This window comes from Paenibacillus sp. EZ-K15 (genome assembly GCF_002573715.1).
GTDB lineage: Bacteria > Bacillota > Bacilli > Paenibacillales > Paenibacillaceae > Paenibacillus_AQ.
Genome location: NZ_PDHM01000020.1, coordinates 59286 through 84869 on the forward strand (window position 1 = coordinate 59286; position 25584 = coordinate 84869).

Consider the following 25584-nt stretch of genomic DNA (forward strand, 5'->3'; position numbering starts at 1 on the left):
CTTGTCCCTATACTCTGAATGAAACCTGTTAACAGGTTCCAAACTACGCAAAAAACCCGCCATTAGGCACTTTTACCAAGTGTCCTGTGGCGGGTTCTCTTTTATAAAATAGTCGATTTACGACAAACAGTATTTCACCAATGCCTCGTGTACGCCGTCCTCATTATTCGAAGTTGTCACCGCATTGGCTGCAGCCTTGACCTCGACCGGAGAGTTATCCATCGCAATCCCCATCCCTGCATAGGTCAGCATCGTAATATCGTTGAAGTAATTGCCGATGGCCAGCACCTCGTCCGGCTCATAACCTCTTCTTGCTGCCAGCTGCTGAAGCGCGCTTCCCTTGGATGCCTCACTATGCATAAGATCGATGAAGTACTCTCCGCTTCGCAGCATGTTAAAAGGAAGGGTCCACTGGCTCCAATCTGCGTAGACGCGGTCGATATCAGCGGATTCGCCAAAGGTTGTGAATTTGACGACCGGGTCTGACAGTTCCTCCCATGACGGCAGATTGCTTGGCAGCATTAAATAGTTCTCGTACATCGAACGCACCGGACCGGCAAGCTCCTCCACTTGGTCCACATACATCTCAAAGGCGGTATTCACGTCAAAATGCACCCCGTGCTCACGGCAGTATTTCATGAAAGGCTCAAGCTGAAGCGGGTCCATGCCGAACTGATGCACAATTTTTTGGGTCTCCACTTCTACCGTTGCCGCACCATTATGACTGATGACATAACCGCCAAGACCCATGCTTTTCATAAAAGGAATCGAATTCAGCGGTCCTCTGCCTGTGCACAGTACAATTTCCACCCCTTGTTTTGCGGCTTCCATTACGGTGTTCCTCGTTTTCTCCGTGATTTCATGATCATCATTCAGCAGCGTTCCATCAACATCAAGTGCTACCAATTTGTATGCCATTCTCCATCCATCCTTTAGTCTCTATTTCTCTATCGTGATTATGCCCTTCCGATCAAAGACAATTCTTGCTCGGTAAGCTCCCGGTACGCCCCGATCTCGAGCTTTTCATCCAATCGAAGTTCGCCCATGCTGACTCTTTTGAGATAAATGACTTTTTTGCCTACCGCCTCAAACATCCGCTTGACCTGATGAAATTTACCTTCATGGATCGTCAGCGAGATGCGGGACAGCTGGGCCCCGTCGCCTCGTTCCTCATGGGAATGGATCACCAGCTCTCCGGGCAACGTTACGTATCCGTCATCTAAGGTAACTCCCGCAGCAAACAACCGTACATCCTCATCGTCCACCCTGCCCTCTACAATCGCTTCATAGGTTTTCGGGATATGCTTCCGGGGCGACAGCAGCTCATGGGCCAATTTACCGTCATTTGTAAGCAGCAGCAGTCCTTCCGTGTCCTTATCTAATCGGCCCACCGGAAACGGCTCGAAGATCAGATATTCCTCATCCAGGAGATCCAGCACCGTACGGTCACGAAGATCCTCGGTCGCCGAAATGACGCCCGGAGGTTTGTGCAGCATGAGATACACAAATTCCCGGTATTGAACGGTCTCTCCCTCAAACTCAATGATATCCGTATAAGGATCAACATGTTTGCCAGAGTCCTTCATCACTGTTCCGTTGACCACAATGCTCCCTTGTTTGGCCTTTTTCTTCAATTCGGCCCGCGAGCCGAATCCCAGATTGGATAACACCTTGTCCAATCTTTGCGTTGTTCTGCCTTTAGCACTCATATCGATGTCCACCTCCACCCTGCCGGATACTCATTCTTCAATATTCCTGCCTGCCATTTGCCCCAACCGGCTGAGTATCCGTCTATACACACTAACACATAACCCTTCGCTTCAGCACCCGATCGACAGATCACGCGCTCTTCCGGAATCGATAAGGTTTCCCCTTTCAAATACCGGACCGCTTCCCCGTCCTCGGAGGACAGGCTGACATATCTAACAGCCTCATCCGCTCGAAGAGCTGTAGCCAAGGGATGTCCAGGTACAAACCATTCATTCTTCAACTGTCCCATATACCATCCGGGACGAATCACTTTGAGCTGCTTCAGCTGCTCTTCTGGCAGGAGCGATACATAGACATGGTTCCCGTAGATTACGGGATATCCCGTCAGCTCCATATCCAGCTGCTCGCGAATAAAGGCTTGGAATAGATGAATCGAACCCGATTGAGAATCTGTAACGCTCCGGCGGGATGCCTGCTGGCGCGTTGCACCTTTACCGTATTTCCCTGGTTTACCTGATCGCTCCTCCCGAAGAGCAGTTTTACCTTTACGTTCACGGGATTGCTCTGTCCGGGAGGATATAGCAAGCGACTCGTTGATCAAGCCGCCTGGCTTGAATAATGGAGCTTGTTCCCGTTCAGCCTCACGCATGTCCAGCTCGCCCTCCCGCTGAAGCACGGCCATGAAATGTCCTTCGCCTCTGACCTTATGCGGCCACAGTCTGGCGGTCCCGGAAAGCTGCTTCAGCACATCGTCCTTCACCTTTTCCTGTCCCGACATCCAGGCCGTTTCCCCCGGAGAAAAAAATTCCGAATGATCCACCGGGACCACGCAAAAATCCGGATGCTCATTCAGAAACTCCGCAATCATCCCTTCGTTCTCCTCCGGAGAGAAGGTACAGGTAGAATACACCAGCCGACCTCCCGGACGGAGCATGGCTGCTGCCGATTTCAAAATATCCCGCTGCATCTCCGCAAACTTGAGCGGAGACGATTCGTCCCAGTACTTCAGCATGGATTCGTCTTTGCGGAACATCCCTTCGCCGGAGCAGGGGGCATCGATCAATATTTTGGAGAAAAATCCGGGGAAAGCACCCGCGATCCGCTCCGGATCCTCATTGAGCACCACGGCGTTCCGCACGCCGTACATCTCCAAGTTTTTGGCAAGCGCTTTGGTGCGGTCCGGATGAAGATCATTGCTAACCAGCACCCCCTGCCCACTCAGCTTTGCTGCAATCTGCGTAGATTTGCCGCCGGGAGCCGCGCACAGGTCCAGCACCAGATCCCCCGGCGTTACGCCGAGCAGTTCAACCGGAGCCATCGCGCTTGGTTCCTGAATATAATATAACCCCGCATGATAGTAAGGATGCCGTCCGGGACGCTCTCCAGCCTGAGTATAATAACCGGTGGAACACCAGGGGATGGGCGCAAGGTCAAAGGGGGACAACTTCATGAATTCCTCTCTGCTGATCTTCAGCGTATTCACCCGAATGCCGGCATTCGGGGCTTGTTCATAAGACTTCATAAAATTGTCATAGTTTTCACCAAGCAGCGATTTCATCTTCGCCAGAAACGGCGAGGGCAGTCGTAATGCCATACATGGTACCTACCTGTTCTGTATCGTATCGTTTGAAAGTATGTTTTCACCGTGCTGAAGCAAACATTCGCATGTTCCGCTCCGACTTTTAATATTGTATAATAAACTACATTAAAAAGGACAAGTCCTTATTTATTATTAATCATTAGGGGGTGGATCCATGAACCACAAAAAAAAGAATAAATACACCGCATTATACGCCTTCGGCGGAGTCTTCGTCTTATTGATTGCTGCACTCATTTTCTTGAACGGTCAAGGAGAAGCAAGCGAATTGTACGGAGGGAAGAAGGTCTCCAGCCTGAACCCGGCTACGCAAGAACTCCTTAATGATCCGAACTACCAGCAAATCATTTTGCCGGATCAGCTGAAGAGCAAGGTCGACAACAAAGAGAACTTCTTCGTGTACTTCTTTGCATCCGACTGTCCGCACTGCCGTGCGACAACCCCGGAACTGATGCCTTTGGCGGATGATGCTGGAATTACCATGCACCAGTACAACCTTCGCGAGTATCAGGAAGGCTGGAGAGAGTACAACATTGAGTTCACCCCGACGCTGGTCTACTTCGAGAACGGTGTAGAGAAAGAACGCATGGTCGGCGGATTGAAACCGGAAGGTTCCAGTGAAGGCTACTCCATCGATGACTTAAAGCAAATCCTGGATAAATATAAAGGGAGCGTGACGAAATGAACCGCACTCGCGCCATCCTCTTTACCTTCGTCATTTCAGGCATGCTGCTGACCGCATGCGGCGGTAAAGAATCCGCTGCCGGGCATCAGCACGGCGCCGATTCTGAACGATATGAGACAACAGCCAGCATGACGGTTATGCCGAAGTTCTTGTCGAGCTATACCGACAATACGCAAGCAACCTATGCTACGGTCGGAGAATTAGAGGACATCATAAAGGAAATCAAATGTTATTGCGGCTGCATGGACGAGGAGAACGGCTATCACGATTCCCTTCATCGCTGCTTCATTGCCGAGAACAAGGACGGCGAAGTCAAATGGACGGACCATGGCGCTCAATGCGGCATCTGCCTGACCGAGCTGCAGGATGCCAAACGGCTTCATGACGAAGGAAAATCCGTCGAGGAAATCAAACAGTTCATCGATGATAAATACAAAGGTACCGAATCTTGATTCTGAATTTCTGAATAATCATAAAAAAGAGCTGCCCAAAAGTAGATCCCTCTACAGACGGGCAGCTCTTTTTTCACTTGTTCCTAAAGTTACTTGGAATGTGCCCGCTCCGGCTTTCGCCGCTGCGGAATGTTCGGCATGATGCGCTCCGATGCCAACTGAACTGCCTGCTTAAGCTCAGTATCCCCAATTTCGATCGTCAAATCCCTATAGGGAAATGGACGAACGTCATACGACGCCAGCTGCTTGGCGTAGTCCCGGACCTCGCTCACCAGCTTCCCCATCGAGATCCCCAGTTCATCGCCGGGACAACTCCCGAGGCGGGATACAGCGCTTGTGAACATTTTATATGCTCCTCTTACGTTGTTGTTCCGGAAATGAAAAAGCCCGACAGCCACTTGCAGAAGTCCCTTATACCTTGGATCACGATCCCGCGCGAGCCACAGTTCCTCTAACACTTCATGACATTCGAAGTAGTCCCGATCACGGTTAAAGTAAACGAGGTAAGCGACATACAGCGGTTCATAGCTCATGCTCGTTTACTTTCTTCTTAGCTTCGGCCAGCAGCTCCTTCACCTCATCCAGAAGCACCTTCATCGCATCCATGTCATGATCCTGAAATATCGCGTTAAATCGGCTCTGAAAAGCAATCGCCTCATTGACCAGATGGAAGAAATACAACTTGTGAATCGCGTTCAGCACCTGTGTCGTAATATTGGAATCGTCCTCGAACTGCCGCTGCGCCTCCAATATATCCTCCCGGATGCTCGACATTTCCGTATCCAGCGTATTCGCCGCTTCTCCGGCCTTCTTCAGCCGTGCCCGAATGTCATCCGGGAGGCTTTCCCGGTACTTGTAGCTAAGGGAATGCTCAATCGTAGCCCAGAAATTCATGGCCAGCGTGCGGATCTGAATTTCGGCAAGCACCTTCTTTTGCCCCAAAGCCGTTTGCACCGGATATTCGATAATCATATGAAAGCTCCGATAGCCGCTCTCTTTGAAATTGGTAATGTAATCCTTCTCGTATAATACAGTCAGGTCTTTCCGTGCCCGGATATATTCGGCTACCCGCCGGATATCCTCCACGAACTGACACATAATCCGAATGCCTGCGATATCCTCAATCCCGGTTTCCAACTCGTCCATCGGCACATCGAGGCGTTTCGCCTTGTCCAGTATGCTCGAGATCCGTTTGACCCGACCCGTTACGAATTCGATAGGTGCGTATTCCTCCCGTTTTTTCAGTTCGGAACGCATCGTCTTGAATTTAACCTTCAATTCCTCAACGGTCTGCTCATACGGAAGCAAAAATGTCCCCCAGTCTCTAACGTCCATCGCCTTGCCTCCTGTCTTTACCCTTTACCGATGATTAGCCCCGACGGCTTCGGAAATATGGCTGAAGCCATCCCGTGCAAGCAGCTCCCGGAGACCGGAATGAAGCTTGCGGTTCACCTCAGGCCCTTCATAGATAAGTGCTGTATAAATTTCCACCAGGCTTGCGCCCGCGCGTATTTTGTCATAAGCATCACTTGCCGTAAAAATTCCGCCAGACCCGATAATCGGAAGCGCACCGCCGGTCTGCTTGTAAATCCGGGATACGATCTCCGTTGATCGGTTACGCAGCGGTTTCCCGCTAAGGCCGCCGGTTTCTTTGGCGTTACCGTGCGTCAGGCCATCCCGCGAAAGCGTCGTATTCGTGGCGATAATGCCGGAAACGCCGCTTGCGCTAATCGTATCCACCATGAATTCCAGTTCCTCATCACTCACATCCGGCGCAATCTTCACCAGGACGGCCTTCTCGCCTCCATGGATCTTCGCTTGGCGGGACATTTCGTTCTTCACGTCTTCCAGCAAGGATGACAATTCGCTCCCATGCTGAAGGCTGCGCAAGTCCGGCGTGTTCGGGGAACTGATGTTGACAACAAAAAAGTCGCCATACGGAAATAAAGCTTGGATGCAAGCTTCGTAATCACCGTTGGCTTTCTCGTTCGGAGTCGCCTTGTTCTTTCCGATGTTGACGGCAACCGGAATACGGCGTTCCTTGAGTGCGGACAGCCTTTTTGCCATCGCCTCGGCCCCTTCGTTGTTGAAGCCCATCCGGTTGATGAGTGCCTCATCCGGAGGAAGCCGGAACAATCGCGGCTGTTCGTTGCCCGGTTGTCCCTTCGGGGTCACCGTGCCTACTTCCATAAATCCGAAGCCGATGGAGGAGAAACCTTTGACGGCCTGAGCATTTTTATCTAACCCGGCGGCAAGTCCGACCGGTGTCGGGAAATGAAGCCCGAACAGGTCCACTGCCAAATCCGGTGTTTCGCTAACACCGTACATCCCTCGCATGACAGCGTCTGCGCCAACCACGCCGGAGGCACGTCCAAGGCCGCCAACCACAAGGTGGTGAGCTTTCTCGGGATCGAGTTTAAAAAATATAGGTTTGCCTATGTTGCGGTACAGCACATCCACTCTTCCTCTCATCCAGTTATTTCTCTATCCTTCAGTTTATCCGTTTCTGCCTCAAAAAGAAAGTTCTTCAGCATAAACCGGGCGATCGTCCTGACGAGAAAGCGATATGGCAATTTCGGGACAAACCCCTTACAATAAAGAAGGATTGTACAAATCATTTTCATGATCATGAGAGAAAGAGGGGAAAGACATGTCAGCCAAACGTAAGCCTCCGACCTTGCAGCAGAAAAAAGAAGAGGTTAATAAGAAGGCCATACTATGGATCAGCTCCGGCATCGCTCTTCTTATTATCCTGATTATCGTTTTAATTGTGATCGCCCAGCCTTAATCCAGCCAGTGATACACCTTGTTGGGGTTGGTCTGCCCCTGGGCAAGCTTGAGCTTAAAACGCTCTTTCGGCGTCCACAGGTCCTCGGGCAGAACCCCTTCCCGAATTTTCACGACGGTTCCCATCGGAACCAGATCAAACAGCTCCTCCACATCCTCTTTAAGCATACGGATGCAGCCCTCAGATTCATTCGCTCCGATACTGTCCACGTCTAGCGTACCGTGTATCGCGTATTGCGTATCGGACAGCTGCATTCCCCGCGTCCCATAAGGGCCCTTCGTGGTCCCGTTCGGATTAACAACCTTGTCATTAATATGAAAATCACCCAGCGGCGTTTTCGCTCCTCCAAGCCCGACCGCATAATTGCGCAGCATGACGGTGCCGCTGACAACGGCAAGCCGATGATGTTTCCGGTCAATGATGACCTGAAGCGGCTGCTCAAAAAAAGGATCCCCGTTCGGCGAAGTCCCCCAATATCCAATCTCCTCCGGGTCGTTCCCAGGCTGCTGCCCCGGCTGGTCCTCATGGCCGCCAGTTCCTTGGGACTTATGCTTCATTAATGCTCCGAACATCGCCTCCATTGCTTTGGAACGGCCGGACAACCAATTATTCGGATACGGCTGCGTCAGTTCATTCAAGCCTTTAGGCAGGCGTCCATGCCGAGCCTTATACTGGTTGGCCGCTTCCTGCAGCACGGCCGTCTCGACTTGCAGATCCGCCCATTGCCCCGCGCTCCGCTTAAGCTGCGAACTATCCGCAGGCTCGCAATCACACTCCAATGCCGCTCCTTCATATGGCTGGATCGCAATGGCGCCTTTAGCATCCCGATGCAATCCATATAAACGTTCCATGTCCTTGCTCCATAACTGCCACTTGCCCGATTGCTTCATCCCAAGCGCAACCGACCAATTCGGCAATGCCTGCGGATGCCGAAGCAATGAGGACAGGGCTCCGGCGGAATCCTTCCCCTGGCCGGAAGCAACGGCGGTGTACAGCGGTTCTTTACGCGAATCCCGCTTCTCTTTGTTAACGACCGAGGCGGATACCGGCTCATTCGGCGGGAATACATCTGATGCAAAATCCCCCGGAACGGAGCCCGGCGCCTGGGCTGGAGGAAGGAATACCAGCAGCAATAACACCAGCGCAGCAAGCAAACGCCGGGTTCTTTTTCGCTTTCGATCCTTGTCCCTCTCCATTTCCAATAAACGCTGTTCGTAATTTTTCCATATATCGGACGGGACCTGACTAAGCTCAAAGGCTTCATAGACCCCTTCTGCCTTGTTGTAGCAGTAATTTGCCTTGCCCTGTTCGCCGGCCTGTTCATATTCCTTCCCCAGCAGGTACCAGGCCATTTTATTATCAGGATGCGTCTCCACATACCTTTTGAGGTACAGCGAATTGTTCATTCGGGAGCCTCCTTTTATGACATTTTTACCTCTATTATCCTGTATATCGGAATAAACGCTCTAATTATGTATGAATCGTCGGATACGAAAAAACGCCCCCTGCCTTTGTCGGGCAGAGGGCGTCGGTATAAGTTCAAGATGGAATATCAGGGCTTAAAGCGGTATTGGTTATTCTGCGTTAAACGGCTCGTCAGCAATCCGAATTGAATCTGTTGGGCAGCCATCGCAAGCATCCAGCATATCATCATGCATATCTTCCGGAATTTCAGTTACCCCGCGGTTGTTGTCTCCGTCAAAAATAACTTCTGCCAGGCCTTCGTCGTCGTAATCGTAAATATCGGGTGCCGTTGCTCCGCATGCGCCGCAAGCAATGCAGGTATCTTTATCTACCCAAGTAAACTTCGCCATAGTCTCTCTTCCTCCTGTATATCTATAAACATCTCTATAAACATAGTATAAGCTGACGGTCTCCCGCCACCATCTACATATATTAATACAATTTTTTTAGGAATACAAATATATTTCCTAACATTTTCCGACAATAATTTGTTATTTTCAAAGGAAATGAAGGAGCTTCAACTATCAAAAAAACGGCTAATCGCGGTCCGGGTCCTTCGCGGGCGGCTGAACGGCATTTTTATTATCGTTCCCCAGATCCCTTACAAAATCCATCTGTAAAGATGTACCTCTCCGCTTATGATTGCGGATTAAGGACGACGGATCATCTCCCAACATGCCAGCGGTCAGCACCGCACTCTCGCCGAATTTATTGCGCAGCTCGTCCATGACCCGGGTCAGCGATTCTTTCTTTGGCTGTTTCTCATAATCGAACAAATCCAGCTGAATGGCGGATTCCTCCTTCGCGATAAGCTGCTGCAGCGTAACGCCAAGCAGACGAAGCGGCTTGTCCTGCTTCCAGTGCCGGTGATACAGCTCGCACGCTTCCCGGTAGATATCCTCGGTATTTTCCGTCGGTATGGCCAGATGCCTCGACCGGGTGATCGTCTTCATATCCGGTGTACGCAGCGTGATCTGTATGCCGCTGGTCATTAGACCCTGCCTGCGGAGCCGGCGCGCTACCTGATCGCTCAGATTCAGCAGCACCCTTCGCGCCTCCTCCGCCGAAGTAACATCCTGCGGGAGCGTGGTCGTGTGTCCGATCGATTTGCTCTGTTCCCGCTCCGCAACGACAGGAGCATGGTCGATGCCGCTGGCTGCCCTTTTCATCCATGACCCCATTACGCCAAAAGTTGAGGTCAGCAGGCCTTCATCGGCAGCGGCCAGCTGTCCGATGGTCTGGATGTTCAACTTACGCAGCTTGTCGGCTGTCTTGCTCCCGATGCCAAACAGCTCTGCACAGGGTCTGTTCCAGAGTACCTGCGGGACATCCCGTATCCGCAGCACGGATAGCCCGTTGGGCTTTTTCATGTCCGAGGCCATCTTGGCCAGCAATTTATTCGGAGCAATGCCGACGGAGCAAGGCAGCGACAACTCCTCGCGAATGCGCTGCTGGATCTCCCGGGCGATATCCAGGGGGGTACCGAACTGCTTTGATCCCGTTATATCCAGGTAACATTCGTCAATCGAAGTCGCTTCCAACAGCGGCGTATAGGCGTAAGCTATATTCATAAATGCATTGGAATACTTGCGGTACAGATGAAAATCCGGCTGGATGATCATCAGGTCGGGGTAGATCCGCAGCGCCTGTCTCACGTTCATTCCTGTGCGGATCCCAAGTGACCGTGCCGCATAGGAGCAGGTGACGATGACGCCTTTTCGCAGCTCGATGCTGCCCGCGACAGCCGTGGGTTTGCCCCGATAGAGCTCCGGCTCCTCAGCTTCGTGTACAGAACAGTAAAAAGCATTCATATCCACATGAAGTATAACGCGGCCGCTGGCCGGATAATAATTGTCGATATGTCCCACGCAGAATTCCTTCTTTCTTCGGCACGGTTCTACTTAAGTCTTATTGCTGCCCTCATCTTGGAGTTCATTTTGAATGATTCTCACGTTTTCCTTATGGCACTTCGCCGTGAATTCGGAGACAAATCCGTGCTCCTGCCGCAGCTGGTCAAGAGCCGTATCATCGCCATCCATAACAGCCTGACGCAGTCGTTCCAGATAGCTTCGGGCTGCCTCCACTCTTCGATTCATCTCAGATCGGCTTGTCGTATGCCGGCCATGCCCAGGGATGAGCAAAGCAACCGGATGCTCCTTCAGGATCCTTGCAGCTTGGCGAATCGTTCCTTCATAGTCCCTCGCACTTTGGAAGATAAATGGAAGCTCAAAATCGGATAAGTAGTCACCGGCTGCAAATACGCCCACGGAATCAATCACGGTAAACAAGCCGTCGGCCGTATGTCCCGGTGCTCTATAGAACGTAAGCGTTGTGGAGCCCATTGCGAGCTGTTGTCCATCTTCCTCGATAACCATATCAAGTACTGGGAATTCTATGGGATAATCGCGAGTAATATAGTGGGAAGCATCAAAATCACGAATTGATTTCAGTTTATCCTCTTTTTCCGGGTCATCTCTGAGTCCGGCACTCCCAATCGTCTTGGCGTCCGGGAAAGCCTTATATCCGATAATGTGGTCGTAGTCCCCATGCGTAAAGATGAGATAACATTCCCTGTTTCCCCGAACCGCGTTAACATGTTCTCGAATCTCATCGATTTCGTGCGGCAGCCAGTTCGGATCGATGATAATGATACTCTCATCCAGCTGGATTACCGTTGAAGTGGTCTGAAATAACGCACTTTGAAAAATCGTCACCTGATCATTAGAATATTGAATCATGTCATAAACTCCATTCCATTATATCCTCTTTAGTCAATGAAGTGTCTTCATGTCATTATCCATGAGGAATCATGAAGGCTTCACCAACGCCTCCAGCATATCGTTACCCTTAACGCGGGTCAAGAATAAGCCTCTATAGGTAAGGTTTGTTTTTTACTCTGTTACTTTCCCGCAAAGAAATGTTATAATACAAAATTATAAACAATACGGTCCAATCCCGGACACCCAAAGGAGGACATCATGTCTAAGTCCATTTCCATCTTTGATACGACACTTCGCGACGGAACCCAAGGCGAAGGAATCAGCTTGTCGGCGGACGACAAGGTCAAAATCGCCAAGAAACTCGATGCTCTTGGTGTTCATTATATTGAAGGCGGTATCCCGGGAAGCAACAGCAAGGACATCGAATTTTTCAAAAGAGTCCAGGATCTCGGCTTAACCTCAAAAGTAACCGCGTTTGGCAGCACTCGCCGCAAAGGCTCCATCGCCGACCAGGATGCCAATCTGCTTCGGATTTTGGAATCCGGCGTTTCTGCGGCCACTTTGGTCGGGAAGTCATGGGATTTCCACGTCCATACCGCGCTTCAGACGACACTCGAAGAGAATCTGGCGATGATCTATGATTCCATCGCTTTCCTGAAGCAAAAAGGCCTCGAAGTGATTTTTGATGCCGAGCACTTTTTTGACGGCTATAAGAACAATCCCGAATATGCTGTTGCCGTATTGTCCAAAGCACGAGAGGCAGGCGCTGATTGGCTTGTCATGTGCGATACGAACGGCGGCAGTCTCCCGCACGAGATCTCGAACATTGTGACATCTTTAGCGGGTCCATTGCCCGGCGCTCCACTCGGCATTCACACCCACAACGATTGCGAGCTTGCCGTTGCCAACACCCTGAGTGCCGTACAGGCTGGTGTCCAGCATGTGCAGGGAACGATGAACGGTTATGGGGAACGTTGCGGGAATGCCAACCTGTGCTCCATCATCCCGAATCTGCAGTTGAAGCTGGGTTATGAATGCATCGGAGACGACAACCTACGCACGCTGACAAATACCGCACGGTATATCAGTGAAATCGCCAACGTCAATATGCCGGTCAACCAGCCGTATGTGGGTAACGCTGCCTTTGCCCATAAGGGAGGCATCCATGTTTCGGCGATCCTGCGCGATTCTAGAACGTACGAGCATATCGAACCGGAGAAAGTCGGAAACAAGCAGCGCGTGCTTGTATCCGAGCTTGCAGGACAGAGCAACATCGTATCGAAGGCGCAAGACATGGGTCTTGACTTTGATCCGGCTAGTGAACAATCCAAGCATATTATCGGAAAAATCAAGGATCTTGAGCATGAAGGGTATCAATTCGAAGGCGCAGACGCCTCCCTGGAGCTGCTTCTTCGGGAAGCGAACGGAGAGCTCAAGGAGCTGTTTACCTTCGAATCCTTCAAAATGCTGGTAGAGAAATCAGCCGGGCAACCGGTTGTCTCCGAAGCCTTCGTTAAAGTCAACGTTGCCGGTGAGAGCATCTACACTGCGGCAGAAGGCAACGGTCCGGTCAATGCGCTTGACAATGCGCTGCGTAAAGCGCTGGTCCAATACTTCCCGACACTCAAGGAAATGCATCTCGCTGACTATAAGGTACGGGTGCTGGATGACAAGGATGCGACGGCAGCCAAAGTACGGGTGCTGATCGAGTCCAAGAACTTTGAGAATTCCTGGAACACCGTCGGTGTCTCCAGCAACGTCATTGAGGCGAGCTGGGAAGCGCTGGTGGACAGTATGCGCTATGCGCTGCTCGGCCAAATCTCACCGGAACAAGTGCATGAGTCCGCGACTAGACAAGGGTTGGTTAATCACTAAGGCTGTATCCAATATAAAAAGCGCGTATCCGCCATGTCATGAACATGGTGGCCGCGCTTTTTTTGGTGTTTCCGCCGCTTTTCGCTTCACAACTAACTAATTCAACAGCTTGGTTACCTTTTTGCGAAGATCCTTGGGATCCGGAGCGCCAAGAATGATTTCCTGGATCACGCCGTTTCGATCAATCAGCACATTCGTCGGGAAGACCTGGCCTTTATACAACGCCTCGAACACTTCTCCTTTGGGATCGAGAAGGATCGGATACCGGAGTTCAAAATCCTTAACGAATTGACGCGCTTTCTTCTCATTGTCATACTTGGACACGTTCACGCCGTAGATTTCCAGCTCATCTGCATATTCCGCCGCCAACTTATCGAGCTCCGGGGCTTCTTGCTTGCACGGTTCACACCATGATGCCCAAAAATTGACGACCATTGCTTTATCGCGCGCTCCGCCGCCGGCATAGGTCTTATCGTCCATCCCCTTCAAGGTGAAGGTGGGGGCAAGCAGTCCAGCCTTGGCGCCTGTCTCCGTCGGGAGCTGCTTCTCTTGCGTGAAGACGGCCTGGATATTGTCACCGGCTTGGTTATAGATTACAGCGCCTGCCGCAATTACAAGCAGGACGAGAATGATGATATTTCGTTTCATAGGTATAGGTTCCTTTGCTAAACTTAGTTATAGTCCCTATTGTACCCTGAAACCCTGATCTTTCAAACACGCGATCAACTTCAATTATAGCCCGGGAGGGAAAAAGATGAACCCGTCTGACATGGCCCTGGAACAGCTTCTGCTGCACGCGGCAGTACAACAGCATATATCGGACTATACGTATGATTGTCTGCCAGAGGAAGCCTGTGGCGTCCTTATCGGGCACTCTAGCGCAACAAGCCGATCGTTAACCGTTACGCAATTTATCCCCATAAAAAATACAGCGGAGTTTCCGCTGCATTCTTTTCATCTGGACCCTGTTCAATGGACCCGCTTGGTGTTAACTGAAAAAAGAATCGTCGGTTTGTTTCACAGTCACCCGCACACATCCCCTGAGCCGTCCGGCGAGGATCTGCTGCAGCTTCCATCCTTCGGCGGATTGCTTCAGGTATATGCCATCGGATCTCCTGCAGCTCCAAACGCTCCCGGCATGAAACCATTACAGCTTCATGCCTACAAAATTATGCGGGAAAAAGAAACCGCCGAATTAGACAGCCATCTACCGTCAAATTCCTGGGTTCGTCCGGCAGCAGAGTTCTATTCCCTCACCCCGATTCCTTGCCAGATCAAATAGGGTAATAGGCTATTGCTGCATCCATCATGTTCGAGGTTATGCCTCGCTTAGATAGACATACAAATCTCCCAGCGTGGTTGCATGGCCGCGCGCCTGAATTTCTTTCATATAATCCGCCCACAGCCGAGCAGTCATGCGCGCGTCGGACAGAGCATGATGCCGGCCCTCCACCGGGATGCCGCTGCTCCGAAGCAGCTCATCCAGACTGTAGTCCTTCTGCTCAGGATATAATCTCTGTGCGAGCATCATCGTATCGAGGAGCCGATGGGTTAATCGGACCTTCGATGTCTTCCACAAGGCTGCGTTCAGGAATCCGCGGTCATGGGCAGCGGCATGGGCAACAAGCACCCTGCCGCCTATAAAAGCCATGAAATCATGCAGCCCCTCCATTAAAGGCGGGGCTGCATCAACCATATGCTGCGTAATTCCCGTCAGCTCAGCAATGAATGGAGGAACAGGAGCACCGCTATTAACGATCATATGAAAGGTTTCGTTCTCGATCACTTGCTCGCCGAGGACCTTAATTGCACCGAATGACAAAATTTCATCACCGTGCTGGTGATTGAACCCCGTCGACTCCAGATCAAATACGACAACCTCCAGCTCGTCCAGCGGGGTACCCAGAACCTCCGGCCTCCGGTTATCCTTCATCCGGGATCGGATAAAGGCCAACTGCTGCGCCGTCTGCGCGCCGCGCATGGAAGCGATGGCGGAATTAAAGTTACCCGAACGGAGTGATCTCCAGAACCCACCGTTCGATGGTCCCGGTTCAGTCATGGGTTCCTCCTCTCCGCAAAACGGTGCTCTCGCTGCAATGACCGGTGTATCCGTCTGACCACACCAAGCGTATCGCGAAGCTCGTACTGCATGGTTTTGTTCTTGAGCTGCTCCTGCGGGATATACCCGCTGCTCGTGATCAGCCCGTTCTCCAGCCGATGGGGCGTGTTATTTCTCAGCCGAAGCGCCGTCAAGAAAGCACGCTGCACGCTTTCCAGCAGCAAGTTGCCGCCCTCAAGCAGCATCACCTTCTCCATGCGCTTTCGCGTTGAGGTTTCGATGATGCCTCTTTGCAGCGCCATCGTGCGAATGCTGTTCACTAGCGGAATATAGACGCCATACTTTACGTCAAATTCACCGGCATGCTCACCAAACCGCTCCGTCACAATTCGCCCCATGACATTAAGCGTTGCCTTGTGCTTGACCGTGTTTCGCAGTACGGCATTGCCGATGCTCGGGTGCAGCTCGACAGAGCTTCGGAAATGGTCAACCCATTCCTCCGATAGTTTGCCATCTCCCGCTACATGACGGAGATCCGAGGCGATGATGAAATTGCGAATCGGCTCCCACTGCTGGTCTTCACACCAGTCGCTAATCTGATTTTTCCAATCGCCAAGCTTTTTGCTCCATAATGGTTCCGAACACATTACCTTTCCCGAACATTTGGGATAGCCTGCAACCTCCAGCAGATTCGCCAGCCGAAGGCCAAATTCCCGAAAAAAAGGGAGCTGATCCTCCTCCAGCTCATCACCAATGATCAGACCATTGTCCTGATCACTCCACAGCGTAGCTTCCTGCCTTCCGCTGCTGCCAAAAGCAACAAACGCATAACGCGCAGGAGGCCGGCCCAAGCCAGCCTCCCACATGTCCTGCTCACAGATTGCCGCGGCACGCTGTCCAATCAGGTCGTGCATCGTATTGACGGATGCGATCCACTCTCTCAGGTCCATGTCATGACGCATCTCGATCAGATGGTTCTGACAAGCGATCCGTTCATCTCGTATTTCCTGAGCAGTTGTTGCTGTCTGAATTTCCGAGAATACCGGAAACAGATTGACGGATTTCAGAGGTTTCATGCCGCGGCCTCCTTATTGCATATTCATTAACCATTTCGAGTTTAGTATTTATAATGCGGTGTCGCTTCCAGGTAACGCTTTGCCTCCGGAACGAAACTCAGGGGACTTCCCTTCCGCTTCCGCCAGAAGTTTCATTTGCTCCGGATATCCGTAAGTTCCGTGTTCACTGATATCAAGGCCCATCAATTCTTCTTCCTCCGTTACGCGAATACCCATCGTGACTTTCATGATATACAGAATGATGAATGAGATCACGAGTACGAATGCAAACGTTCCGACCAGACCCAGAAGCTGAACGCCAAGCTGACCGAAGCCCCCGCCGTAGAACAAACCTTCTTTGCCTACGCCTGTAATTTCAACAAGTCTCGGTGCTGCGAACAAACCGGTGGATACGGCACCCCACATACCGGCAATACCATGTACGGAGAATGCATATACAGGATCATCAATGCCTTTGCGGTCAAACCACTGAGCCGTAAAGAAGGTAATCGTACCGGCTACTGCACCGATAACGACAGCCGCCCAAGGTTCCACGAATGCGCAAGCCCCTGTGATGGCAACAAATGCAGCGAGGATACCGTTCAGCATGCTGGGTATATCCGCTTTGCCCAGAACCGCCCAAGAGATCAGCAACGCTGCAAGCGCACCTGCCGCTGCTGCGATATTCGTATTTAAAGCCACAAACCCGAAGAAGCCGTCCGTGAGTGCGGAGATGGTGCTCCCCGGATTAAATCCGAACCAACCAATCCAGATGATGAACACGCCGAGTACCGATAATACCTGGTTGTGACCTGGGATGCTGTTAGGCTTCCCGTCCTTATTATATTTGCCAAGTCGGGGTTTCAGAAGAACGGTAGCCACCAGCGCCGCTGTAGCACCTGTCAAGTGAACGACCGTCGATCCGGCAAAGTCCTGCATACCCAGAGCCCCAAGCCAGCCGCCGCCCCACACCCAGTGAGCAACAATCGGGTAAATCACGATGGTGAACAGCAATCCGAACACGATATAAACGCTAAGCTTCGCACGTTCGGCCATACCACCGCAAGCGATAGCCAAGGAGACGGCTGCAAAGGATAAATGGAACAGAAACATAATGGTCGTTGGCACATCGTAAGCGGACAAGGAATCAAATGAGCCTGATGCATTGTCACCACTTAAGAAAAAACCTTCAAATCCGAAAAAGCTGTTCCCGTTACCGAATGCCAGGCCAAATCCTAGCGCCCAGAAGGCGACGATCGAAATGCCGAAGGTCAGGAATGTTTTACCGGCAACGTGGCCTGCATTCTTCATACGAACCGATCCGGCTTCCAGCAGTGCGAACCCTGCTTGCATGAAGAATACGAGCAATGCTGCCAAGAATACGAACACGGAGTTCAAACCAGCCGTTAATTCAACATTTGTGGCTCCCCCATCAGCGGCGAACGCGCTCGCCGGGAATGCAAGCAATGCGATTGCTCCCGCCATTAAACCTAGCCATCTTTTGTTCATGTTTCACACTCCCCTTAATGTAAGATAATATAACATCAACTTGAATTCATATTGTCATTATAGGGGGGTGAATGAATATCTGCAACGGTTTTTTTCATGTTAAACACCATTTATGTAATATAATCTAACATTAAGTGCATTCAGTGCAAATCGTCTAACATCATGTAGAGTTAAAAAAGACGACTAAACATCCATGTTTTTTTGTCACAACTATGACGTTTGACTGTATGGTTCATGATCATGTATCATATTTCTATTAAAATGAAAATATAAATGCATTCATTAATGTCCAATTCAATGAAAGCTTGTGAGGTGATGAATGATGGGGATCACGAGAGGAAACCTTTTCCGAATCGGTGAGCTGGCCAAGGTTGCCGGAATCAGCGAAAGAACCATTGACTATTATACGAAGCTGGGTTTGATCTCCCCTGAGAAACGGACGTTAAAAAATTACCGGTTGTACAGTTCTGAAACCTTAAGCACTCTCGAACGTATTAATCAGTTAAAGCAAGAGAAATATACTCTCGATGAGATTAAGGAGAGACTGGATCGCTGGAAGTCGGTACCTGATGATTCCGAAATGACGGAGAAGCTAACCAAGCTCGAAATACAGATGAAACAGCTGGAACGGGATGTGAAGGAACTCAACCCGCTTCTGCGTGAATTAAAACCAAGTCAAGCCCGGGAAGTACTTGCTAACATCCTTCCTAAAGGAGCTGCCTGTATCGAGTCGATTCAAATTTTGTTGAACCAGTTCACTTCGATGTAATGGTGAAGAACCAAATGACAACTTTGTATGGGGGTATGATATATGTATTCTGACTGGATGTTTATTCTCATTATTATCGCTTTTATATTCTCGCTCTGGGCTCAGTTCCGGGTCAAAGGCACCTTTAACAAATGGACCAAGGTCGAGAACAGCACCGGCATGACCGGATACGATGCTGCCCGGCACATGCTGGATGCCAACGGACTCCACGATGTGCCAATTGAACCGGTGCCAGGCACACTCTCCGACCACTATGATCCGACCAAACGCGTTGTGCGTTTGTCCGAGCCCGTTTATTATGAACGTTCCATCTCGGCTGTCTCTGTTGCTTGTCACGAGGTCGGCCATGCGATCCAGCATGCGGAACACTATCCGATGCTTGTCGCCCGTCACAAAATGTTCCCGGTCGTAAATTTCGCATCGGGTATCGCTCCGTTTCTCTTGATTGCGGGATTCCTGTTCCAAGCCATGAATCTGGTCGGTCTCGGCATTATCTTCTTCTCTTGCGCCGTTGCCTTCCAGCTTGTCACCTTGCCGGTCGAGTTTAACGCAAGTAACCGTGCCCGTCAGCTGATGGTTCAAGAAGGCTATATCGCCAATGACGAAGAACGCGGAGTCGCTAAAGTATTGAACGCCGCAGCTCTGACCTATGTCGCTGCCGCCTTGATCTCTCTGCTTGAGCTGATCCGTTATATCATGATCTTTACAAGCAACCGGGAATAATTTAATAAAGCGTAACAACAAAGGGCTTTCCTCTCTACCATGGTTTGGTGGAGAAGGAAAGCCCTCTTTTTAATTAGATTATTCTTGATAAATGAAGCCAGGTTAGGGAGTTGATGTGGAATCCGCTTTCCCTTCCTTTTTCGGTGACGGATCAATACCAAAATATTGAAGCAGAAACGCACGGAAGGCTTGCGCAACCGGTGGCAGCTTCTCGTCCGCGCGGTGAATCAGACCGATGGAACGCGTTACCTTCGGCTCCGAGATCCGGACGCGTGCCGGCTGCAGCGGATTCGTCTGGAATAGCGCCATTTCAGGAAGCAAGCTGACCCCCATACCGGCGGCAACCAGCCCGCGGATCGTATCCGTTTCCTCGCCTTCAAAAGCAATTTTCGGCGTGAACCCGGCTTCCAGGCAGGCATGCCACACAATCGGACGCAAGGAGTAGCCTTTGCTGAACAGCACAAAGCGCTCCTCTTTCAATTGCTCCAGCTTGATGGACTGCTCCCCCGCAAGCGGGTGATTCGGCGGCAGGATCGCAAACAACTCCTCTGTCAAGACGATATCCCCATCCACTTGATCATGACGATCCGGAAACGGCGACACAAATGCCAAATCCACTTCAGCCCCAACCACGTCCCGGATCAAAGTCGGGAACATCCCCTGCTTGAACCGGAACTTCACGTTCGGGTATTTCTTCCGGAATTCAGCCACAATGGACGGAATTAAATGGATGCCCAGGCTGTGCGGGAATCCGATGCGAATCTCCCCCTGCTCCGGGTCCAGAAATTCATGTATCTCGACGACCGCACGGTCCAGGTCCTTCATAATGCTCTCAACCCGTTTGCAAAAAAGCTGACCTACCGGGGTTAACTGCAGATTCCGTCCTTTTTGCATGAACAAATTAACACCAAGCTCTTCTTCCAACTGATGTATTTGACGGCTGACGGCTGACTGAGCCACATGAAGTTCTTCTGCCGCTTGGGTAACGTGTTCCTTTTGCGCAACCTTTACAAAGTATTGCAACTGTCGTAATTCCACGCCTTTTATCGCTCCATTCTTATTCCCTAGAAGACTTGAAGACTTTATCAAATCATCCAATTCTATTATAACAGACCCCTCTAAGGTCCGATTATGTTCGACGTTTAAATAATCGAATCATGAGACCGTAGAGGAAAAATCCGCCTACCAATCCGCCGACATGTGCTACAAGGCTGACCCCTGGGGTAAACGAGAACAGAATCCCCAATATAAGCAGGGTGAACAGCGTCTTGCGGGACGACTCATCAATGACATGCCGCTGGAACAGGGCGATGTACAGATAAGCGCCATAAGCTCCGTAAATGGCTCCTGACGCGCCTACAAGGAAGGTATAGCTCTCCATGCGCTCATAATAAGCCAAACCGATTACATTACCGAGAACACCGCTGAGCAGATACAGGATGGCAAACTTCCAGCTCCCCATGATTCTCTCCAGCGGGGGAACAAATACCAGCAGTGCAAAGCTGTTGAATAATAAATGATCAAATCCGTTATGCAGGAACATCGCCGTAAAGTATCTCCATGCCTGGTCAACGAATTGCGGCAAATCCGATAAAGCTCCATATTTCAGCAGCGTCACCGGATTTCTGGAACCGCCGTCAAAGGAAGTGATCGCAAACATCACCAGGTTGATCACGAGCAGCAGCGATGTAACGGGATAATAACGCAAGTAACTTTTCCAATTTTCATAACGTACGAATATCATAGCATCCTCCTCATCCTAAATCAGGCCAGGGATGCCCCTTAGTGGACATTCCCTTTTTAAAAAGATTATAATGTACCATGAACCTGATCACCAAACTTTGATATCCAAGGAGGAGATTTCTCATGGCTCAAGAACGTTCAGGAGCTGCCACTTTCAAAGGCAATCCTATTACACTCATCGGACCACAGCTCAAGGCTGGTGATGCCGCGCCGGATTTTACAGTGAGCAAAAACCTGCTCGAAGACGCATCTCTTAAGGATTATGCTGGTAAAATCAAGCTAATCAGTGTCGTTCCTTCCCTCGACACCGGAGTATGCGACGCACAGACTCGCCGTTTCAATGAAGAAGCCGCTGGTCTAGGCGATGATGTGGTGATCCTTACGATCAGTGCCGACCTTCCTTTCGCCCAAGCTCGCTGGTGCGGAGCTGCAGGCGTTGACCGGGTCATTACGCTGTCCGACTATAAATCGCGTTCTTTCGGTGAAGCGTATGGCGTGCTCATCAAGGAATTCCAGCTCGACATGCGTTCGATCTTCGTCGTGGATACTAACGATACCATCACCTATGTAGAATACCTTGGTGAAATGTCGGAGCACCCGAATTACGAAGCCGCGATCGATGCAGTAAAATCTTTGCGGTAACACGCCAAAGGGTACATACACTGCACACTTTTAAAAAGCGGGAGAGCAGCTCTCCCGCTTTTTCTTATTCTACTAAGCATCCACTTTATACTTGCTCAGTTTTTTATCCAGAACAGCGTACAGGTTCAAGATAACCCGGTAGTTCGCTCCCAGATCCCCTAGAGAACCGCGGGACGCCGAATACATATCAACTGCGCTGCGAACCGGACTGATGCCAAGCACGGATACGGTAATGTCCAGTGTACGTCCAAACGAGGTTCTTTTCTCGAGCGTGATTTCTCCCACGGATTTAACCTCATGCAGAACTTTGTAACCCGGAATTTTTTTTAGTGTCGAGGAAACCTCTTCAAAACACTTTTCTTTTGAAAGATTGTAATAACGCGTCTTCAGCTTGGGATCTTTAGCACGGTCGCTTGTGCCGTCATAGCTGCGCACGATACCAATTAGAACTCGTTTTAATGACAAAGACCGTTCCTCCTTTATAAATGACCGTTCCATCCATACTCTAGTTTAACATTGTTTATGCTTTCAGCAAACCTTTATATATAGCAAAAAGGCACCTCTTTCACTTCGAATTCGAAATGAAAGAGGTGCCCATTCATTGGTTTAACGAAACCCGCCTATGCCGTCCGGTAAACATTGTCTTCGAACCTGCATTAGCAGGTGGGTGACCGCAGAACCGCTTATGAATTCCCCTTGTCATATAGACAGGGCATTTCAGCCACGATTACGTATAGATCTCCCTAGACATCGTCATTGGTTCAAAACAACGGAAAACCGAAACGAACATCGCAGGATGTAGTCTTATTATAGGGGGTTTTGCCGGAAAAGTAAACCTCGCATTATTAAGGTTTCGATCCATTATCTCCCTTTTGGGCAGCATCCATGCTTTCCAGAAGAGCTTGTTCGGTTTCAGACTCCTCTTCCTCGGCTTTCTTCATCTTCTCCTGCTGTTCCTGCATTTTGGTGAAGGTAGCATAGAAGTTAAAGAACGCGAACAATGCCATCAAGCAGAACAGGAAGAACACGAACAGCACCGGCATCTGCGTGCCGATATATGCCAAGACAGCGCTTCCGATCAAAGTCGAAAATACCCGGAACGGGCGAATCAATGTCAGCAGCACCGCATTTTTCAACAGCTGCAACGTTTTCATCTCATAATGAACAGTCATGGAGAAGAAATTAAACAGGGAGACAAACAGCACGATAAGCAGCACGAGCATCACAATGCCGACAAGCTGGAAACCATCAAGCTGCGTCATATAAACCGTGTAATCCACGTACATAATCACGAACAACAGCGTATAAAAAATGCCGCCGATCATGCTCTGCTTGTAATTTTCCTTATAACCCTTGAAGAACGTTTTGAATACGGACACGTCCGGATTGCCCATGACCCACTTACGTACAACGGTAAATAAAGCCGCCGTAGCCGGAAACAGAACAAACGGTGATAATATTCCGAGAACCCAGTTAGACAGCAGCTGCTCATTATGCGCATCCGGTGTCTGAACGGCCATCAGGAATTTGGTTAGAACAATAAACAGGAAAGGCGATGTACAAATAACCCACAAGATGTTCGAAAAAGCAATACGGGTAATCCACTCGGTGAGCTTGTATAAGCCACCCATGGCTCCTTTCATTTCCAAATCCGTTTCCTCCTCACTCAAATCATGCATGTATCTATTAATATACCTTATTTTGTACATGCATTGCCAGAGCCTAATTTATACGCCCCTGGGTGAATGTCCAATCCAGCGCCATCGTTTTTCCATACGATATCTCGTAATCCGTTCAACAAACTTGAATTTCCAAATTAAAAGAGGAGGGATTATGTATGTCTTGTGAAGGTGGCGGTTACGGCTACGGATCAAATGTCGGTATTGTCCTGGTTCTGTTCATTCTCCTTGTCATTATCCTCAGCACATTCTATATCTAATGACTCCTTGAATCATTGAGTGAAACAGATCAGCTGTTATTGCTCTAAAACTGCGAGTTTAAAGGGGATGCACCCTGGGTGCATCTTCTTTAAACATGAACAAAAGACGAAGCGCGGCTCCACTTAGCGTGGGCAGCTGCTTCGTCTTTTGTGTTCGGTTACTTCTGTCAAAGGAAGTTAGCCGTTAATATTATTCGTCTCCGCTCCGGTTAGGGCGACGCTCGCCGCCGCTGTAGGAACGCGGTTTACGGTCACCGCTATTGTTGCGGTCACGGTTGTAGCCACCGCCATCGCGGTTGCCATAACTGCTGCCGCCGCCATCACGGTTGTATCCGCCTTTGGAGTAGCCGCCACGGTTACCACCGCTGCCACTTCCGCTTCCGCCTCCACCATCACGGCGATATCCGCCGCCGCTGCTGCGGCCACCATAGCCGCCGCTTGGCTTGCGGCCATTGCGGATGTCCGGCTTCCGGCGTTTTGCACGGATCGGATCTTCCGGAGTCAAGTGAATATCGGATCCTTCCTTCTTGTCTCCAGTCAGGATTTTCATTGCAGCTGCCAGCAATTGTACGGAATCGTATTGTTCCAGCAATTGAATGGCAAGACCTTTATACTCGGTCAATTCACCTTGCTCAATAATTTCAAGCACACGCTCAGCGATAATGCGCTGTTTACCTTCAATAGCTTCAGCGATCGTAGGCAAAGGTTTACGTGGAATACGGTGACGAGTCACACGCTCGATAAAGTACAGATGATCCATCTCACGAGGAGTTACGAAGGACCAAGCCGTACCTTCTTTACCAGCACGGCCTGTACGTCCAATACGGTGTACATAACTTTCCGGATCTTGCGGCAAGTCAAAGTTCACAACATGAGTAACGCCCGATACGTCGAGACCACGTGCAGCCACATCTGTCGCTACGAGAACATCAATGCTGCCGTCACGGAATTTACGCATAACGGTATCACGTTGATGCTGAGAAAGGTCACCATGGAGACCGTCTGCAGAGTAGCCGCGTTTTTGCAGGGCTTCTGCCAGTTCGTCTACCCGGCGCTTCGTGCGTCCGAATACAATCGCAAGCTCAGGCGATTCCATATCCAGAAGGCGGCTCAAGGCTTCGAATTTTTGACGCTCAGGAACTTCAATGTACGCTTGATCAATCAGAGGTGCACTAACGTGCTTAGGAATAACGGATACATGCTCAGGGTCTTTCAGGAACTGAGAAGCCAGTTTCTGAATGTTAGCCGGCATAGTTGCGGAGAACAGCAAGGTTTGACGTTCTTCAGGAACAAGCTTAAGGATCGACTGGATGTCTTCCATGAAGCCCATATCCAGCATTTCATCCGCTTCATCGAGTACAACGGTTTGTACATCATCAAGACGAATGGTTTTTCTGTTGATGTGGTCAAGTAATCGACCTGGTGTGCCGATAATAATTTGAGGCTTCTTTTTCAAAGCGCGGATCTGACGACCGATATCTTGTCCACCATAAATAGCCAAGGAACGGATTCCTTTAAAGCGGGACAGTTTGCCGATTTCTTCAGCAACCTGGATGGCAAGTTCACGGGTCGGTGTCATAATGAGAGCGACGATACGTTCCTCTTCTTTGGCGATTTTGTGGATAAGAGGAAGGCCGAATGCTGCTGTTTTACCCGTACCTGTCTGTGCTTGTCCAATCATATCCCTGCCGGTAAGAGCAATCGGAATCGATTGGGATTGAATCGGTGTGGCTTCCTCAAAGCCAAGTTCAGTAATTGCTTGCAGCACGCGCGGCTCCAAGCCAAAATCTGCAAAATTTTTCAATAGGTTCATACTCCTTCTATCGTGGACTTCCACTTTCTTCTCTGTATTCT

Annotated in this window: 28 protein-coding genes and 1 other RNA gene; 9 read left to right on the plus strand and 20 right to left on the minus strand. The window is 50.2% G+C overall.

The window, feature by feature from the left end; genetic code table 11:
• Positions 1 to 117: 117 nt before the first annotated feature.
• The 3 genes from CRG97_RS23260 to CRG97_RS23270 are packed head-to-tail and all read right to left on the minus strand — an operon-like array spanning position 118 to position 3304.
• Complete coding sequence (locus CRG97_RS23260) at positions 118 to 918, minus strand: Cof-type HAD-IIB family hydrolase (protein ID WP_098747957.1); 801 nt, start codon at positions 916 to 918, stop codon at positions 118 to 120.
• A gap of 38 nt (positions 919 to 956) precedes the next feature.
• Positions 957 to 1709 carry a pseudouridine synthase gene (locus CRG97_RS23265; RefSeq protein ID WP_098747960.1) on the minus strand — a complete coding sequence of 251 codons (753 nt, stop codon included), beginning with the start codon at positions 1707 to 1709 and terminating at the stop codon, positions 957 to 959.
• Positions 1706 to 3304, minus strand: coding sequence for an RsmB/NOP family class I SAM-dependent RNA methyltransferase (locus CRG97_RS23270; protein WP_098747962.1), 1599 nt, complete (start codon positions 3302 to 3304; stop codon positions 1706 to 1708). The genes CRG97_RS23265 and CRG97_RS23270 overlap by 4 nt, the downstream gene beginning before the upstream one ends.
• A 160-nt stretch (positions 3305 to 3464) precedes the next feature.
• Here CRG97_RS23270 and CRG97_RS23275 point away from each other — a divergent pair, with 160 nt between their 5' ends.
• Both CRG97_RS23275 and CRG97_RS23280 read left to right on the plus strand, forming a co-directional pair.
• Complete coding sequence (locus CRG97_RS23275; RefSeq protein WP_098747964.1) at positions 3465 to 3992, plus strand: thioredoxin family protein; 528 nt, start codon at positions 3465 to 3467, stop codon at positions 3990 to 3992.
• A complete protein-coding gene (locus tag CRG97_RS23280) occupies positions 3989 to 4444 on the plus strand; it encodes a PCYCGC motif-containing (lipo)protein (RefSeq protein WP_098747967.1) in 456 nt (151 codons plus the stop codon). The genes CRG97_RS23275 and CRG97_RS23280 overlap by 4 nt, the downstream gene beginning before the upstream one ends.
• A gap of 89 nt (positions 4445 to 4533) precedes the next feature.
• On the opposite strand, the gene CRG97_RS23285 is transcribed toward CRG97_RS23280, so the two are convergent.
• The 3 genes from CRG97_RS23285 to CRG97_RS23295 are packed head-to-tail and all read right to left on the minus strand — an operon-like array spanning position 4534 to position 6898.
• Positions 4534 to 4977 (minus strand): DUF309 domain-containing protein, encoded by a 444-nt coding sequence (locus CRG97_RS23285; RefSeq protein WP_098747969.1) that lies wholly within the window; start codon positions 4975 to 4977, stop codon positions 4534 to 4536.
• Positions 4967 to 5779 (minus strand): GTP diphosphokinase, encoded by an 813-nt coding sequence (gene yjbM / locus CRG97_RS23290; RefSeq protein ID WP_076325749.1) that lies wholly within the window; start codon positions 5777 to 5779, stop codon positions 4967 to 4969. Before yjbM ends, CRG97_RS23285 begins: the two co-directional genes overlap by 11 nt.
• 24 nt (positions 5780 to 5803) lie before the next feature.
• Complete coding sequence (locus tag CRG97_RS23295) at positions 5804 to 6898, minus strand: quinone-dependent dihydroorotate dehydrogenase (RefSeq protein WP_202618995.1); 1095 nt, start codon at positions 6896 to 6898, stop codon at positions 5804 to 5806.
• Positions 6899 to 7094: 196 nt separating this feature from the next.
• Between CRG97_RS23295 and CRG97_RS33355 the strand changes: the two genes are divergently transcribed.
• On the plus strand, positions 7095 to 7232 hold the full coding sequence (locus tag CRG97_RS33355) for a hypothetical protein (protein WP_015736685.1): 138 nt from the start codon (positions 7095 to 7097) through the stop codon (positions 7230 to 7232).
• Here the strand turns inward: CRG97_RS33355 and CRG97_RS23300 are convergent.
• The 4 genes from CRG97_RS23300 to CRG97_RS23315 form a co-directional block, all read right to left on the minus strand.
• On the minus strand, positions 7229 to 8638 hold the full coding sequence (locus CRG97_RS23300; RefSeq protein WP_098747974.1) for a L,D-transpeptidase: 1410 nt from the start codon (positions 8636 to 8638) through the stop codon (positions 7229 to 7231). The genes CRG97_RS33355 and CRG97_RS23300 overlap by 4 nt on opposite strands.
• A 168-nt stretch (positions 8639 to 8806) precedes the next feature.
• The gene (locus CRG97_RS23305) at positions 8807 to 9046 is read right to left on the minus strand and encodes a ferredoxin (RefSeq protein ID WP_009594795.1); all 240 of its coding nucleotides are present in this window, start codon (positions 9044 to 9046) and stop codon (positions 8807 to 8809) included.
• 186 nt (positions 9047 to 9232) lie between these two features.
• Entirely contained in the window at positions 9233 to 10564 is a 1332-nt protein-coding gene (locus CRG97_RS23310; RefSeq protein ID WP_098747976.1) for a DNA polymerase IV, read from the minus strand.
• A gap of 33 nt (positions 10565 to 10597) precedes the next feature.
• The gene (locus CRG97_RS23315) at positions 10598 to 11434 is read right to left on the minus strand and encodes an MBL fold metallo-hydrolase (RefSeq protein ID WP_098747979.1); all 837 of its coding nucleotides are present in this window, start codon (positions 11432 to 11434) and stop codon (positions 10598 to 10600) included.
• Between the two features lie 240 nt (positions 11435 to 11674).
• On the opposite strand from CRG97_RS23315, the gene cimA reads away from it, so the two are divergent.
• Entirely contained in the window at positions 11675 to 13291 is a 1617-nt protein-coding gene (gene cimA / locus CRG97_RS23320) for a citramalate synthase (RefSeq protein ID WP_098747981.1), read from the plus strand.
• Between the two features lie 96 nt (positions 13292 to 13387).
• Here cimA and CRG97_RS23325 read toward each other — a convergent pair whose 3' ends face one another.
• The gene (locus CRG97_RS23325; RefSeq protein ID WP_098747984.1) at positions 13388 to 13939 is read right to left on the minus strand and encodes a TlpA family protein disulfide reductase; all 552 of its coding nucleotides are present in this window, start codon (positions 13937 to 13939) and stop codon (positions 13388 to 13390) included.
• Between the two features lie 106 nt (positions 13940 to 14045).
• On the opposite strand from CRG97_RS23325, the gene CRG97_RS23330 reads away from it, so the two are divergent.
• Complete coding sequence (locus tag CRG97_RS23330) at positions 14046 to 14573, plus strand: M67 family metallopeptidase (protein WP_098747987.1); 528 nt, start codon at positions 14046 to 14048, stop codon at positions 14571 to 14573.
• Between the two features lie 36 nt (positions 14574 to 14609).
• Here the strand turns inward: CRG97_RS23330 and CRG97_RS23335 are convergent, their stop codons facing one another.
• Genes CRG97_RS23335 through CRG97_RS23345 form a run of 3 tightly spaced genes read right to left on the minus strand, consistent with a single transcriptional unit; the run spans position 14610 to position 17914 of the window.
• Positions 14610 to 15350, minus strand: coding sequence for a 3'-5' exonuclease (locus tag CRG97_RS23335; RefSeq protein ID WP_098747989.1), 741 nt, complete (start codon positions 15348 to 15350; stop codon positions 14610 to 14612).
• Positions 15347 to 16426 carry a DUF294 nucleotidyltransferase-like domain-containing protein gene (locus tag CRG97_RS23340; RefSeq protein ID WP_098747992.1) on the minus strand — a complete coding sequence of 360 codons (1080 nt, stop codon included), beginning with the start codon at positions 16424 to 16426 and terminating at the stop codon, positions 15347 to 15349. Before CRG97_RS23340 ends, CRG97_RS23335 begins: the two co-directional genes overlap by 4 nt.
• A gap of 48 nt (positions 16427 to 16474) precedes the next feature.
• Positions 16475 to 17914: an ammonium transporter gene (locus CRG97_RS23345; RefSeq protein WP_098747994.1), complete on the minus strand. Its 1440-nt coding sequence runs from the start codon at positions 17912 to 17914 to the stop codon at positions 16475 to 16477.
• A 319-nt stretch (positions 17915 to 18233) separates the two neighbouring features.
• Here CRG97_RS23345 and CRG97_RS23350 point away from each other — a divergent pair, with 319 nt between their 5' ends.
• Positions 18234 to 18683 (plus strand): MerR family transcriptional regulator, encoded by a 450-nt coding sequence (locus tag CRG97_RS23350; RefSeq protein ID WP_098747997.1) that lies wholly within the window; start codon positions 18234 to 18236, stop codon positions 18681 to 18683.
• A 42-nt stretch (positions 18684 to 18725) separates the two neighbouring features.
• Positions 18726 to 19406, plus strand: a complete 681-nt coding sequence (locus tag CRG97_RS23355) for a zinc metallopeptidase (protein ID WP_098748000.1) — start codon at positions 18726 to 18728, stop codon at positions 19404 to 19406.
• 102 nt (positions 19407 to 19508) lie between these two features.
• Here the strand turns inward: CRG97_RS23355 and gltC are convergent, their stop codons facing one another.
• Both gltC and CRG97_RS23365 read right to left on the minus strand, forming a co-directional pair.
• The gene (gene gltC / locus CRG97_RS23360) at positions 19509 to 20444 is read right to left on the minus strand and encodes a glutamate biosynthesis transcriptional regulator GltC (protein ID WP_098748002.1); all 936 of its coding nucleotides are present in this window, start codon (positions 20442 to 20444) and stop codon (positions 19509 to 19511) included.
• Between the two features lie 91 nt (positions 20445 to 20535).
• Positions 20536 to 21150 carry a rhomboid family intramembrane serine protease gene (locus CRG97_RS23365; RefSeq protein WP_098748005.1) on the minus strand — a complete coding sequence of 205 codons (615 nt, stop codon included), beginning with the start codon at positions 21148 to 21150 and terminating at the stop codon, positions 20536 to 20538.
• A 122-nt stretch (positions 21151 to 21272) separates the two neighbouring features.
• On the opposite strand from CRG97_RS23365, the gene tpx reads away from it, so the two are divergent.
• Positions 21273 to 21791 (plus strand): thiol peroxidase, encoded by a 519-nt coding sequence (tpx, locus tag CRG97_RS23370; RefSeq protein WP_098748007.1) that lies wholly within the window; start codon positions 21273 to 21275, stop codon positions 21789 to 21791.
• A gap of 72 nt (positions 21792 to 21863) precedes the next feature.
• On the opposite strand, the gene CRG97_RS23375 is transcribed toward tpx, so the two are convergent.
• From CRG97_RS23375 to CRG97_RS23385, 3 genes are all read right to left on the minus strand, one after another.
• Positions 21864 to 22256 carry a DUF1499 domain-containing protein gene (locus tag CRG97_RS23375; protein ID WP_006211699.1) on the minus strand — a complete coding sequence of 131 codons (393 nt, stop codon included), beginning with the start codon at positions 22254 to 22256 and terminating at the stop codon, positions 21864 to 21866.
• Positions 22257 to 22400: 144 nt separating this feature from the next.
• Positions 22401 to 22592, minus strand: a non-coding RNA gene (gene ssrS, locus CRG97_RS23380) — 6S RNA.
• A 44-nt stretch (positions 22593 to 22636) separates the two neighbouring features.
• The gene (locus tag CRG97_RS23385; RefSeq protein ID WP_098748009.1) at positions 22637 to 23440 is read right to left on the minus strand and encodes a YesL family protein; all 804 of its coding nucleotides are present in this window, start codon (positions 23438 to 23440) and stop codon (positions 22637 to 22639) included.
• A 188-nt stretch (positions 23441 to 23628) separates the two neighbouring features.
• Here CRG97_RS23385 and CRG97_RS33360 point away from each other — a divergent pair, with 188 nt between their 5' ends.
• The gene (locus tag CRG97_RS33360; protein ID WP_194543886.1) at positions 23629 to 23730 is read left to right on the plus strand and encodes a sporulation protein YjcZ; all 102 of its coding nucleotides are present in this window, start codon (positions 23629 to 23631) and stop codon (positions 23728 to 23730) included.
• 190 nt (positions 23731 to 23920) lie between these two features.
• Here the strand turns inward: CRG97_RS33360 and cshA are convergent, their stop codons facing one another.
• Positions 23921 to 25534 (minus strand): degradosome RNA helicase CshA, encoded by a 1614-nt coding sequence (gene cshA, locus CRG97_RS23390; RefSeq protein WP_098748012.1) that lies wholly within the window; start codon positions 25532 to 25534, stop codon positions 23921 to 23923.
• Between the last annotated feature and the right edge of the window lie 50 nt (positions 25535 to 25584).